This window comes from Exiguobacterium sp. s75 (genome assembly GCF_018617145.1).
Lineage (GTDB): Bacteria > Bacillota > Bacilli > Exiguobacteriales > Exiguobacteriaceae > Exiguobacterium > Exiguobacterium profundum.
On the sequence record NZ_JACSJQ010000004.1, the window covers coordinates 115027 to 128397 of the forward strand.

Annotated in this window: 12 protein-coding genes; all 12 read left to right on the forward strand. The window is 47.7% G+C overall.

Going from position 1 to position 13371, the window contains the following annotated elements; genetic code table 11:
* Complete coding sequence (locus KNO68_RS12830; RefSeq protein ID WP_215112578.1) at positions 1 to 1461, forward strand: MDR family MFS transporter; 1461 nt, start codon at positions 1 to 3, stop codon at positions 1459 to 1461.
* A gap of 37 nt (positions 1462 to 1498) precedes the next feature.
* Positions 1499 to 2599 (forward strand): PQQ-dependent sugar dehydrogenase, encoded by a 1101-nt coding sequence (locus KNO68_RS12835; protein ID WP_215112577.1) that lies wholly within the window; start codon positions 1499 to 1501, stop codon positions 2597 to 2599.
* Between the two features lie 97 nt (positions 2600 to 2696).
* Entirely contained in the window at positions 2697 to 3911 is a 1215-nt protein-coding gene (locus KNO68_RS12840; protein ID WP_215112576.1) for a M48 family metallopeptidase, read from the forward strand.
* 103 nt (positions 3912 to 4014) lie between these two features.
* The gene (locus tag KNO68_RS12845; protein WP_215112575.1) at positions 4015 to 5766 is read left to right on the forward strand and encodes a sensor histidine kinase; all 1752 of its coding nucleotides are present in this window, start codon (positions 4015 to 4017) and stop codon (positions 5764 to 5766) included.
* Positions 5763 to 6473 (forward strand): response regulator transcription factor, encoded by a 711-nt coding sequence (locus tag KNO68_RS12850; protein ID WP_015880816.1) that lies wholly within the window; start codon positions 5763 to 5765, stop codon positions 6471 to 6473. Before KNO68_RS12845 ends, KNO68_RS12850 begins: the two co-directional genes overlap by 4 nt.
* A 15-nt stretch (positions 6474 to 6488) precedes the next feature.
* Positions 6489 to 7202, forward strand: a complete 714-nt coding sequence (gene deoD, locus KNO68_RS12855) for a purine-nucleoside phosphorylase (protein ID WP_015880817.1) — start codon at positions 6489 to 6491, stop codon at positions 7200 to 7202.
* Between the two features lie 121 nt (positions 7203 to 7323).
* On the forward strand, positions 7324 to 8469 hold the full coding sequence (locus tag KNO68_RS12860) for an MFS transporter (protein WP_078146333.1): 1146 nt from the start codon (positions 7324 to 7326) through the stop codon (positions 8467 to 8469).
* Positions 8470 to 8621: 152 nt separating this feature from the next.
* Positions 8622 to 10007 (forward strand): aldehyde dehydrogenase, encoded by a 1386-nt coding sequence (locus KNO68_RS12865; protein ID WP_078146334.1) that lies wholly within the window; start codon positions 8622 to 8624, stop codon positions 10005 to 10007.
* 153 nt (positions 10008 to 10160) lie between these two features.
* The gene (locus tag KNO68_RS12870; RefSeq protein ID WP_078146335.1) at positions 10161 to 10871 is read left to right on the forward strand and encodes a Crp/Fnr family transcriptional regulator; all 711 of its coding nucleotides are present in this window, start codon (positions 10161 to 10163) and stop codon (positions 10869 to 10871) included.
* Between the two features lie 178 nt (positions 10872 to 11049).
* Positions 11050 to 11169 (forward strand): cytochrome c oxidase subunit 2A, encoded by a 120-nt coding sequence (locus tag KNO68_RS12875; protein ID WP_224863290.1) that lies wholly within the window; start codon positions 11050 to 11052, stop codon positions 11167 to 11169.
* Positions 11170 to 11193: 24 nt separating this feature from the next.
* Complete coding sequence (locus tag KNO68_RS12880; RefSeq protein ID WP_078146336.1) at positions 11194 to 11664, forward strand: cytochrome c oxidase subunit II; 471 nt, start codon at positions 11194 to 11196, stop codon at positions 11662 to 11664.
* Positions 11665 to 13350: a b(o/a)3-type cytochrome-c oxidase subunit 1 gene (locus tag KNO68_RS12885; RefSeq protein ID WP_078146337.1), complete on the forward strand. Its 1686-nt coding sequence runs from the start codon at positions 11665 to 11667 to the stop codon at positions 13348 to 13350. It begins immediately after the preceding gene.
* Positions 13351 to 13371 lie beyond the last annotated feature (21 nt).

Below are 13371 nucleotides of genomic sequence, written 5' to 3' on the forward strand. Positions count from 1 at the left end.
ATGAGAAAAAATGTGACGGTTGCCCTCTTACTGGCAACCTTTTTAGCGGCGATTGAAGGGACGGTCGTATCGGTTGCGACACCGGTCATCGCCAGTGAGTTGAACGGAGCGACGCTCGTCAGCTGGGTATTTGCCGCTTTCTTACTTTTTACAGCGGTTTCGACACCGATTTATGGAAAAGTGGCAGACTTATTCGGGCGAAAGCGCGTCCTGTTGTTTGGAATCGGGTTGTTCACCGTGTCTTCATTGTTATGTGGGTTAGCGACATCGATGGAACAACTCATTGTCTTTCGGGCGCTGCAAGGTCTCGGGGCCGGAGCCGTGCTTCCGATTTCGATGACGATTATTGGAGATTTATATAAATACGAAGAGCGTGGGAAAATTCAAGGGATTTTGAGTGCCGTATGGGGTGTATCGGGTGTGCTTGGCCCCGTCATCGGTGGATTTTTGGTCGAAACGTTGTCTTGGCGTTACGTATTCTTATTAAACGTGCCATTTGCGTTACTCTCATTCATCATGATTATCGTCTTTTATAAAGAAACCGTCGCTGAAACGAGCGAGCGGATTGATTTGAAAGGTGCTCTCTTGTTCGCTGGAGGAACGACCGCGTTTTTATACGCCTTGATCACGTTCAGTGAAACGAATGAATGGACGACGACCATCGTCGGGAGTGGCGTAATTAGTCTTGTTTTGTTAGGGGGATTCTTCCTATCGGAAAGAAGAGCAACCTCTCCTTTATTGCCGTTTGATTTGCTCAAGCAACCGACGATTGCGGCCATCAACGGCTCTGTCTTTTTTGCAGCTTGGGTGCTCGTTTCAATGTCAGCTTACATCCCAATTTGGGCGCAAGCCGTGTTAGGAAAAACAGCAACCGAGGCTGGATTCATGTTGATGCCGTTGTCTGTTGCATGGACATTCACATCGATTATCGGGGGACGGACACTCGGTGTGGCCTCCCCGAGACGTCGCGCGTTGGTTGGTATGGGGTTACTCGTCATCGGAACGTTCACGTTGACACTCTTATCTCAATCAAGCTCGGATTTCTGGGTATATGGTGCGGTGGCTTTGATTGGGGTAGGGTTCGGATTGTCGCAGCCGATGTTTATCGTCGTCTTGCAAACCGTCGTTTCCTATCAGCAACGAGGAACGGCGACCGCGACCAATTCCTTCTTAAGTACGGTCGGTCAAACGCTCGGTGTGGCAGTGTTTGGAGCGGTCTTTAACTTCGTCGTGCTCAACGACTTTAAAGAAAGTAGTGCGTTATCCCAAGTGTCTTTGGAAGACTTCTTCAATCAAAGTGTGACGGAGACATTGAGCGCCTCTGTCCGTCTGCAAGGTGAACAGATTATTGCGACCGGACTAAACAGTATCTTCATCGGGGCGATGATTGCAGCCGTGATTGCATTTATCATCGCAACCCGTTTGCCGGCCCGCCCACCGGAACCTTCACAGCGCTCGTAAAACAAGGGTATGATGAAGGAAAGGGAGGCGAACCGACATGAAACGTCAAATCGGGATTGTGACACTATTGTTTCTTATTGGATGTACGCCAGAACCGACGAACGAGGGTACGGAGCCACCACCTGCTGAAGAATCGACTCGTGATGAGTCGGCAATATCTGAAGAATCGAATACCACTGAAGAGACGGAACTGAACATCGGGGAAGTGACCGCCACCGCTGAAAATCTAGAGATCCCGTGGTCACTCGCTCGAAGTGCGGACGAATGGTTCGTTTCGGAACGTGGGGGAACCATCGCGGTAATCGATGATTCCGGTCGCGTGACGCAATCTGCCGTGAACTTGGACGAAGACGTATTTGAGATTGGTGAAGGAGGACTCCTTGGCATCGCGCTGAGCGACGATTTTGAGTCGAGCGGGATCCTTTACGCATATCATACGTACGGCTCATCGGGAAGAGACGTCAAGAACCGGGTCGTGGAGTTGACGTGGGACGGGGAACGTTTCGAGGAAACGGGCGTCTTGATTGACGAGATACCAGGGGCACGTTTCCATAACGGCGGACGTCTATTAGTCGATGGAGCGTATCTTTGGGTAACAACGGGCGATGCGCTCGTGCCAGAACTTGCACAAGACGAATCCTCTTTGGCAGGGAAGGTTTTACGAATTCCATTATCGGGTGAAGGGGAACCGACCGACTGGGTTTACTCGCTAGGTCATCGGAATCCTCAAGGACTCAGCCGGATGGATGATACGCTTTATGCGAGTGAGCATGGGGCGAGTGGACATGACGAGGTCAACGTGATTGAAGAAGGAAACAATTATGGATGGCCACTCATTGAGGCGAATGAGGAACGAGAAGGTCTGGTCACGCCATGGTTCGAAGTCGGTGAGACGTCTTGGGCACCGTCTGGTATTGCGACCGATGAACGGTACGTTTACATGGCGACACTACGGAACGAGCGGCTCGTTGCCATCGATCGTGAAACGAAGCAAGTCACGACAATTGTCGAAGGGGTCGGACGCATTCGGGATGTGTGGTTGGACGACGATACGTTGTATTTTATTTCGAACAATACGGACGGACGAGGCAATCCACAATCACAAGACGACAAACTCTATCAAGTGACCATCCGCTAGAAACTGACGAATCCGTCAGTTTCTATTTTTTTCGTTGTTTCTTCTGGAAGGAACGGTATAATTAAACATGTATTTTGGAAAAAGAAGGGGAATTTAGATGAATCATTCAAACTTGGTACATAAACGAGAAAATTTATACTTCTCATTATTAGTCGCAGCAAGCGTACTCGTCTTGATTTTAGGAATCGTACTGACGATTGCATCGTTCGGTCTTTTCTTGTGGATCATCGGGACAATCGTAGCACTTTCAATGTTTACGCACTGGATTCAAATCGGATATATTCGGACGAACGGTGTCAAGGTGACGCCTCGTCAGTTCACAGAGCTTCATGAGCTGGTTCAACGCGTCGGGGCTGAGATGGGGATTCGGTTGTTGCCGGATGTGTATATCTTACAAGCCGGTGGTGTGTTAAATGCTTTCGCCACGCGATTCTTCCAAAAGAATATGGTCATCTTATATTCTGATGTCGTGGAATTGACACGTACTGGACAGACGAAAGAAGTTGAGTTTGTCATCGCACATGAATTGGCACATATTCGTCGCAACCACGTTCAAAAACAATGGGTTGTCTTACTTGGTAGCATCATTCCGTTTTTAGGATCAGCTTATTCGCGTGCATGTGAGTATACGTGTGACCGGATGGCAGCGCATTATCTTCAAGATTTTGGAGCGGCGAAACGAGCGTTGACCGTACTTGCGATCGGGGGACCGCTCGCGAAAGAAGTGAATGAGTTTGACTATCTGTATGAAGCGAGCCGAGAGAACGGATTCATCGCGAAATATAGTGAATTGTTGTCGACGCATCCGACGTTACCGAAACGCATCGCGGCGATTGCGACACATGCGGGCGAAGAAAACGTACCGGTCTTTAAAACAGCAGGGTATGTGAAAGCCTCTATCATTTCGATGATTCTATTGACTGTCATCGGAAACGGAGCCATCATCGCCTTACTCGTCATGAACGATGATTTATCTGATTTTGTCGCATCGGCCATGAGCGAGGATTTCGAAGAGGATTGGGAAATGGAATTAGGAGAACCGATTCAAGAATTGACGTTCATGAATGCGAGTTATGAAGAAATTGAAGCGGAACTGGCAAACGTGACGGATGTGAACATTCAAGACGAATATGGGGAAACACCGCTCCATAACTTGTTCTATAATGACGACGTCGATCCTGAGACGGTCCGTCTCTTACTTGATCACGGTGCAGACGTGACCATTGAGAACGAAGAAGGTATGACACCGATTGATGTGGCGCGAGAAATGGGACACGGTCCACAACTCATTGATTTAATGGAATCGTATTAATCGTCGCGTAATCCTTGTTTCGAAAGAAACGAGGATTCTTTTTTAGGATTTTTGCAAACGTTTGCATAGTGCGTGATATACTCATGAGGTAGGGGGGATAGCGGTGAATAGCATTCGGACAAAGTTAACGGGAATGATTGCATTAACCATCATCGTGCCAGTCATTATCGCGACAATTATTTCATTTTGGTATGTGGAGGATCGAGAACGTGAACGCGGTCTAGAAATGACGGAATGGTCGCTTGAACGGGGGACGCGTCAGATGGAACGCTATATCTCTGACTTGAGTCGCTTGCCGACTAGCCTATACGCGGATCGTGACGTATTGGACATATTGGAATACGGACCGGGACTGTCATTAAGAGAAACGGAGATTGAAGTGCGACGAGCGCTCCTCGCGATGTATTTGTCCCGGGAAGACGTGGCGCAAATTCAGCTGTTGATGCTTGAAGACATGGATTCATTCGCAGCGTATAAAATGAAAGTATCACCACGTTCCAAAAAAGAGCCGAGCGCTGTCCAACGACAGTTATTGAATAATCCGAAAAGTCGCGTCCTGCTTGAAGCGTCACATCCGCTCATCCCGTATCATGATTTCGGACCAATCATGACGCAAGAAGATGTCGTCACCCTCCATTTCAGACTCGACAAAATTGAAACGAACGAACCGCTCGCGATTCTGTCACTCGATATCCCGGAAGATTTGTTCATCGGACAGTTGGCTTCTCTTCAAAATAGTCCGGTGGAAAGTCTATGGTTCGTTGGTGAGGACAATCGTGTGTTCGCCCATCTTGGAGATGGCGAGATTCCTTCTTCGTTTCAACCGAGGTCGCTCTCGACCGATGGAAAACATCATCAAATCACGAAAACGTTTGAGTTCGACCATCAGCAGTTCTATGTCGGGAAGTCGATTCCAGATCAGCTCTTGACGGAGCCAGCTTCACGAACATCGTTCATTATTTTGTTAGTCGGAATCATCTCCCTCATTCTGGCGTTGATCGGTGCCACGTACGCCTCGATGAAACTGACGACTCCAATCAAGACGTTGACCTCGAACATTTGGCGAATTGAGCAAGGCGATATGACGGTCTCGTTCGATTCCCTCGGAAATGATGAGTTCGGCGTACTCGGGAGACAGTTCAAGCGGATGATTGAGCGAATCGATGATCTGATTCAACGGGAGTATAAGCTTGCCTTAGAGAACCGAACAAATGAACTACGTGCCTTACAGGCGCAGACCAATCCGCATTTCTTATTCAATGCGTTACAGTCGATCGGTACACTCGCTTTAAAGGGAGATGGAAAAACCGTCTATCGATTGATCACACAACTCTCTTCGATGATGCGATATACGATGCATCCTGAAGAGTCGATGGTCACGCTAAAGAGAGAAATCGAACATTTGAACTCATATATTCGCCTGCAAGACGTACGTTTTCCAAATCAGTTTCAAGTGAACGTTTCAGTCCCTCAGGACCTCCATGAACTGATTGTTCCTAAGATGATTTTACAGCCGCTCGCAGAGAACTTTTTCAAACATGGGTTCGAACGAGACGGCTCGGCGTTGGCGAATCGATTTGACGTGATGATTTGGATGGAAGGGGCGACACTCGTGATTCGCTGTGAGAACAGTGGACGTTCCTTGACGACGGAAGAGTGGAAACGGGTCATGTCACGGATTGAACAAGGGGACTCGACATTTTATGACACAGAGGGCACAGGATTACGAAACATTCGTGATCGACTCATGTTAAACTATAATCGGGAGGCAGAATTTATGTTGGCTACACCTGAAACAGGCGGTTTTCGAATCATGATGCGTTTCCCGGCAACGGATGAAGGGGTGGCATCATGACGAAAGTGTTGATTGTAGATGATGAATCTCCGGTAAGGGAAGCGGTAAAATTACTCGGCGAATGGGAACGGTTCGGTGTGAAGGCCGTACTCGAGGCGAAGAACGGGCTTGAGGCAAAGGCGCTCATCGAGCAGGAACGACCGGCGTTAATTCTATCGGATATTCAAATGCCACATTGTGATGGAATCGAGCTGATGGAGTGGGTACACGACCACGCTTCATTCTCTAAGCTCGTTGTGTTGACAGGTTACGATGAGTATTCGTACATGCGTCGGGCCATCCAATACGGAAGCTTTGATTATCTGTTGAAACCGATTGACCCCGATGTATTAAACGATACGTTGTCACGCGCGTTAGCGGACGTGGTGAAGGAGTCGAGTGAAGATCCGATTGCCCAAATCGGGACGTATATTGAACAACACTTTGCGGAAGAACTGAGTTTGCAAGGAATGAGTGAACGGTTTTACTTAAGTCGGGAGTATATCTCAAGACGATTTAAACAACAATATGGCGTGAATCTATCTGAGTACGTGTTGACGATTCGGATGAACGAAGCAAAGCGCCTGTTAGAAACGAGTAGACAGCGTATCTATGAAGTCGCCCAAGCAGTCGGCTTTTCGGACGACAAATATTTCCGAAAGGTCTTTAAAAAACAAGTCGGTGTTACTCCGAACGAATTTCGGGAACAAGTTCAACGACAAGCTTAAAGGAGGAATTCAAACATGAGTGTACACATTGGAGCTCAAGAAGGACAAATTGCAGAAACGGTATTACTTCCAGGGGATCCGCTTCGCGCCAAATATATCGCGGAAACGTTTTTAGAAGACGTCGAATTATATAACGAAGTTCGTGGCATGTACGGCTTCACGGGAACATACAAAGGCAAACGGATCTCGGTTCAAGGTACGGGGATGGGTGTCCCATCGATGTCGATTTACGTGAACGAACTCATCATGTCGTACGGTGCTAAAAACTTGATTCGTGTCGGAACAGCGGGCGGAATTCAAGAAGATGTTAAAGTGCGTGACGTTGTCATCGCGATGAGCGCATCAAGTGAAATGGGACAAAACCGTGTCCGTTTCAACGGAATGGACTATGCGCCAACAGCGACGTTCGACCTCCTACATCGTGCGTATATGAATGCAGAAAAAGCGGGTATCCCGGTCAAAGTCGGACAAATCTTCACGGCTGACCAATTCTATCAAGATGATTTCCATCACTTCAAGAAATGGGCGGACTTCGGTTGCCTCGCGATCGAGATGGAAGCAGCAGGTCTTTACACGCTTGCAGCGAAACATAAAGTGAACGCGTTGACGATCCTCACGATCTCTGACCACTTGTTGACGGGTGAAGAGACGACTTCAGAAGAGCGTCAGTCGACATTTGATGAAATGATTCGTGTCGCTCTCGACACAGCCGTCGAAGTGACAAACTAAGCGATTTTCCCTATAGCCTTTGGCTGTAGGGATTTTTTGTGTCTAAACCCATTCATCCCTATGAAACGGTTGGAGCTCCAGCTAGACTAAGAATAAGATCACGGAAAAGAGGAATTGTCCGATGAAAACTCCACCACGTTTTATATTATATGCCATCGTATTTTTTGCCTTTTTTGATTTGTTCGCCCAACTTCCGATCATGAGCACGTTTGCGGTATCCGTTGGGGCATCTTCGTTTATCGCTGGCTTATCCATTGCAATCTATTCGTTGACGAACACGTTTGGAAATATGTTATCTGGTATATGGACTGACAGAAATGGTCCATATCGGGTTTTGGTTCTCGGCTTGTTTCTGACGAGCTTCAGTTTATTGGCTTATCAGTTCGTCGACTCAGCATCCATGTTGCTGTTTGTACGGTGTATTCATGGCTTTATGGCCGGACTCATCGTCCCAGCTGCATTTACGCTGTCGGCGAACGTCACCGCGATGAACCGTCAAGGTAAGAAAGTCGCCATTACCGGTAGTTTCGTCGGGTTAGCTGCCATTATCGGTCCAGCATTCAGCGGTATCGTCGCAAGCATCACATCGCCACCAACTGTCTTTTTATTCGTCTCTTTATTCGGTTGGGTGATTCTCATCGTGACGATTGTGACAATGCGAGGAAGTCAAAAGGTCGAGACAATAATAGAAAAAGAGAGGACACGGGAAAAACCGGATCCGAAAGTGCTTCGTGCCTATTGGGGCGCTTTTTTCCTCATGTTTTCTCAAGGGGCGCTCGCCTTTTTACTGCCGCTCCATGTGCAGGAACTTGGATATGATTCACGATTGAGCGGGACATTGCTCAGTATGTTCGGCGTGGTAGCCGTCCTGTTCTTTTTATTGCCGACGAACCGATTGTTTGATCGATTCTCTCCGACAAAGTTGACCGCACTTGGGGTGGCTATCATCGGGATAAGCCAGGTGTTAATTGGACAATCGGGTGTACAAACTAGCCTGTATGGGGTACTTGCCTTATATGGTGTCGGGTTTGCCATTTTATTCCCGGCCATTAATACGTTGTTGATCCAATCGACCTCTCCACAAAATCGAGGGAAAGCATACGGGGCGTTCTATGCCTTTTTCTCTCTCGGAACGGTAGCGGGGTCATCATTCTTAAGTGTTCTTCCACTCTCGATCGTCCAGCAGTTCACACTGACCGGCTTGATTTTAGGGAGCGCAAGCCTGCTCTTTCTAATCAGCGCGCGAAAAAGAGTACGGATGTTTTGACACGAGGGAAGCAATCACTTACTCTACGATTAAGCGTTTAAACATTTAAACGCTTTGTATTATAGTAGGTTGATGAAAGCGTTTTTTTAGATTCACGTTTCACACGATGATAAAATGAGATAAATGTGATGAATCATTAAGGAGGAAAGTTCATGCTGGCACCGATTGAACAGTTGACGATTGACGAGCTAGTCCAAAAACAGCGCCGTTTCTTTAAAACACAGGCGACAAAATCGATGGCATTTCGTTTGAGCATGCTGACGTTTTTAAAGGAGTCCATTAAGCATTATGAAGCGGATTTGCTTGAGGCACTTCGCGAAGATTTGAACAAATCCGAATTGGATGCGTATACGACAGAAATCGGATTTATTTACGATGAGATTTCACGAACGATGCGTGAATTGAAGCGGTGGATGCGTCCGAAGCGTGTCCGTGGGACGGCGATTCATCTTGGGATGAAGAGTGAGATTCAGTATGAGCCGTACGGTACGGTGTTGATCATCGCTCCATGGAATTATCCATTCCAATTGGCTGTTGCTCCGCTCATTGGTGCGATTGCCGCAGGGAATACAGCTGTTGTCAAACCTTCAGAATTGACGCCGAATGTTGCGCGTGTCCTGACGCAGGTGCTCGAGCGTGCCTTCACCAATCGATATGTGGCAAGTGTCGAAGGGGATAAAGACACAGCGCAAGAGCTGTTGGCACAAAAATGGGATTACATCTTCTTCACGGGATCGACGCAAGTCGGGCGAATCGTCAATCAGGCGGCAGCGAAGCATCTGACACCAGTCACGCTCGAACTAGGTGGGAAATCACCAGTCATCGTTCACGGAGATGCGAACGTCTCCATTGCGGCAAAACGTGTCGCCTGGGGGAAATGGATGAATGCCGGTCAAACATGTGTCGCACCAGACTATGTGCTCGTCCACGAATCGCAACAAGACGCATTTTTAGAAGCGATTAAACAAGAGGCGTTTGCGATGTTCGGGAATGGTGTCGGCACGAAACGATACACGCGTATCGTCAATGAACCGCACTTCGACCGTTTGTCTCACTATTTGACAGAAGGGGACCTTGTGTTCGGTGGAGAGACGAACCGAGATGAGCTTAAAATTGCGCCGACCGTCATGACAAATCTTCATGAAGATGCTGATGTGATGAAAGATGAGATTTTCGGTCCGATTTTACCAGTCATTCCATATCGTCAATTGGACGAAGTAATCGAGTTCATCTCAGACCGACCACACCCATTGGCTCTCTATCTCTTTAGCGAGTCGAAGGAAGTGGAGAGAACCGTCATGAAGCACCTTTCCTTTGGAGGCGGGTGCGTGAATGATGTCATCATGCATTTGACGAATCCGAATCTACCGTTCGGTGGAGTGGGCGAGAGCGGAATGGGGGCTTATCATGGTCGAACGAGTTTTGAGACGTTCAGTCATGCGAAGTCTATTTTAAAGAATACGACGAAATTTGATTTACCGGTCCGGTATCCGAACTTCAAACCGGCTGAACAATTGATTCGACTGATTCAACGATGAATCGATCAAGAGATTCGGGGTCGCACCCGAATCTTTTTATTTTCAAAAGGTTGTTTGAAATGTCACATACTTTTATGATACTCCCTGTCACACTCCTGTATAATAAAGTCATAAATGGAACGGACGAATGAAACGTGGAGGGAGCACCGACCTATGTCAATGCAATGTGGAACGACCCAACCGAACAGTTTTGTATTCTCAGATGAAACGAAACAGCTGTTACTCGAAATGATGACGCTTCAACATCACCCAAAAGCGAGTATCGTGTGTTGGGAAGGTGAAAAGTGTGATAAGTTCTTTTACTTGAAGAGTGGATCTGTCAAATTCACGAAAATTACGAAAAAGGGAAATCCACTCGTCATGTTCATGTATGGATCGGATGATTTCTTTGGTGAGTTTGACATCGCGGAGACATTCCCTAGTTCGTATAGCATCGAAACGACCGAAGAGAGTACAATCGGGACGATTTCAAAACGAGAATTAGAGTCGCTCATGCAGCGCGATATCCGTTTTGCCGGAGAAATCTTGCGCTGGACGTCGATGATGCGTAAGCACTCCGAGATGAAAGTGCGTGACTTATTGTTGTACGGAAAACCAGGGGCATTGGCTTCGACGTTACTTCGAATGGCCGCGATGCATGGAGTGGAGGAAGAAGATGCAATCGTGATTCCTCGTCATCCGTCTGACGGAGAACTCGGACAACTGATTGGAGCACCGCGTGAGACGGTGAACCGATTGATCAGTCAGTGGAGAAAAGAAGGAGTCATCAGCACAACAACGAAATCAATCATCATTCGCGATGTCGACTTTTTAAAAGAGTTATGCCATTGCGAAGGTTGCCCGGCAGGAATATGTCGTTTGTAAACCGCCCCATGTGGAGGCGGTTTTTTTGTGGATTGGTTTTGTACAAATGTGAACTTTATGTGTTGAAACTACGCAAAATTGATGTGATTGTCACTTTTGGAGTGATAAATATCACATATTATCGCCTGAGCGATTGCATACAATAAAGGTGGAAAAACAAGCGAAAGGGGTCTTACACGTGGAACATAAAGATGGACAAGAACCGAATTTAAAAGGAACGTTCACATCGGTCATGATCGTGGCGGGTGTCATCATCGCCATGTGGTCATCAGTCTTTTACTTATTCGTCACTCGATAAGAATTCAGGGAGGAGGGTCTCATCATGCATATTCATAAACTAGAAAAATATTGGCTTACATTCGGCATCATTCTACTCGCAGTCTTCCTGACTGTTCTCGGGGTATCCGCATTCGCGGCAGGTAATCAACCCGCATCGGATGCAGACTTGATTGACCCGGCAAAAGTAAATCAGACGGCTCCGTTCGACAAACCAGGACTTCATAAAATTGGTGAAAATGAGTACGAGCTCGTCATGATTGCGCAAGCGTTTACGTTCACACCAGGGAATGTTGAAATCCCAAAAGGGGCAAAAGTGACGTTCCTCGTGACATCACCTGACGTTGTCCACGGATTTCAGTTGACGGGTACACCGGTCAACATGATGATCATTCCGGGACATATCAACTCGTTGACGTACACATTCGAGGAAGCTGGCGAATTTTTAATCTTGTGTAACGAATATTGCGGTACAGGGCATCACATGATGTCGACTAAAATCAAGGTGGTGGAATAAATGAATGACGTATCATCTAAACTGAAGCAATGGGAGATGGAGCGCGGCGTACCGGTTCCGAGTATCGGAGCCAAAGAGTCACGTCTTGCCTACGGACACGTTCTCGTATCCGTTCTCGCCATCTTGATTGGGGCGCTAGCTGGATTGACTCAGACATTGATTCGGACGGGTGTCATTCCTGAAATCTTTGGATACTATCAACTTCTGACTGCACACGGAATCATGCTTGGACTCGTCTTTACGACGATGTTCATTATCGGTCTTTTATATGCGTTACTTGCGAAATCGTTCGGTCGCTTTGAAGCATTCCCGACGCGTGTCGCGTGGCTCGGTTTTTGGACGATCATCATCGGTGCTGTCATGGTAACCGTCATGATTTTGGCGAATAAAGGGACGGTCTTATATACGTTTTATGCGCCGCTCATGGCAGATCCGCTCTTCTATGTCGGACTCGTGTTATTCGTAGTCGGGACATGGTTGTCGTCTTTCGCGATGTTCCGCATGTATGCGGATTACAAGCGTGACAACCCTGGTGTTCATCCACCACTTCCGGCTTATATGAGTATCATGACGATGCTTCTTTGGGACATTGCGACACTTGGTGTCGCAGCCACGATTTTATTCCAACTCCTTCCGCTCTCGTTAGGATGGACGGATACAGTTGGAATCGAGTTATCTCGTACATTGTTCTGGTACTTCGGTCACCCGCTCGTTTATTTCTGGCTCATGCCGGCATATATCGTGTGGTATACGGTCGTACCGAAAGTGATCGGTGGGAAGATTTTTTCGGATGCGTTGGCGCGGATGGCGTTCTTGCTGTTCTTACTCTTCTCATTCCCGGTCGGTTTCCACCATCAGTTGACAGAGCCAGGGATTGAACCGTTCTGGAAGTTCGTTCAAGTCATCTTGACGTTCTTGGTCGTCATCCCATCATTTATGACAGCATTCTCGCTCTTTGCGACGTTCGAACTTCGTGGACGTGCGCTCGGCGCGAAAGGACTGTTCGGATGGGTGAAGAAAATGCCATATGGTGACGTTCGCTTCCTTGCTCCTTTCGTTGGGATGTTGTTCTTCATCCCGGCCGGTGCAGGTGGAATCATCAATGCTTCGCACCAATTGAATGCAATGGTCCACAATACGCTTTGGGTCACAGGACACTTCCACATCACAGTAGGTACTGCCGTCGCCTTGACGTTCTTCGGAACAGCGTACTGGCTCGTCCCAGTCCTACGCGGTCGCACGTTGACGAAGGCGATGAACAAGCTTGGATTGATTCAAGCAGGAACATGGGCGTTCGGTATGGCGATCATGTCCTATGCAATGCATATCTCAGGATTGAACGGGAACCCACGTCGTACGGGTCCGGCAACTTATTTCTCGGATGCGTTGACGCGTGAGTGGATCCCATATCATGTCATGATGGCAATCGGGGGAACGATTTTGTTCATCTCTGTTCTCATCTTCGTCTACTCGATGTTCAACTTGTCATTCCTCGCTCCAAAAGGCGAAGAAGAATTCCCGCTCGCCGAGACAGAAGAGGCGGCGATGGATACACCGCGTTACTTCGAGAATTGGAAGCTATGGATTACCGTGACGTTCGTCTTGATCGCATTTGCATACACCGTTCCAATCTGGCACTTGATTGAGAGTGCGCCTCCAGGAGCGCGTGGTTGGGTACTCTGGTAAACTGAAGTCAGCTCATTCGTG